Raw genomic sequence first — 757 nt, 5'->3', positions numbered from 1 at the left:
CAACGCCAAAGAGCCCGCCGCCGTGATCAGCCAAGACAACACAGAAATGGTGCCCACTTGCGCCAGTTTACTTGGCAGCATGATGATGCCGGAGCCGGCCATGTTGATGAATGTCAGAATGGTTAACTGCACCACCGACATTTTTTTAGTTTCAGTACTCATAAATTATTCTCCACGAATAAGCGGTTCGCACCGACGCCGGAGCGTGGTGCGAACGGGTAGATTAATCTTTTAGGACATAACAATGTGCGGTAGTGCGACCGTTAACATCTTCAAGGTACACACCTTGAATTTCTGGCGCGAAGCCTGGGAAGCGGTTAATACCTTCTTCTAGAGATAGGAAGTAATCCACCACGTGTGGGGTCCAGATTTCACCAGTGATCACACAGATGATGCCTGGAGGGTAAGGAAGTGCACCCTCAGCGGCTACGCGACCAACGGCCTCTTTAAGTGGTAGGTAATCGCATTCACCACGGAAGTATTTGCGTGTTGCCACGTCTGGTTTGTGAACCATTTGTGGGAAGTACTCGCTGCGGAACATCGCTTTTTGTAGCTGTTTCACGTTCAGCTCTTTGTACATGTCATGCATTTCCTGACATAGCTGACGGATGGTGTAGCCACGGTAGCGTTCTTTATTCGCTTCGTAGACGCTTGGAAGTACGATACTTAGAGGCGCATCATCACGGATGAATTTTTCGAATCGGTTAATTTGAGCCACAAGGTGACGGATCTTACCCATATCTTCCGCAGGAGTGAG

2 pseudogenes are annotated in these 757 nt (G+C 49.1%); both read right to left on the bottom strand.

Features of this window, described 5'->3' with window-relative positions:
- Positions 1-162 (bottom strand): annotated as a pseudogene (gene potE / locus R7P74_RS26095) (putrescine-ornithine antiporter); the annotation flags it as partial.
- A gap of 61 nt (positions 163-223) precedes the next feature.
- A pseudogene (locus R7P74_RS26090) lies at positions 224-757 on the bottom strand (ornithine decarboxylase); the annotation flags it as partial.

This window comes from Vibrio sp. 2033, assembly GCF_033339735.1.
The sequence above is the reverse complement of the archived record's forward strand: the minus strand, read 5'-3'. Positions and strand labels throughout refer to the sequence as shown.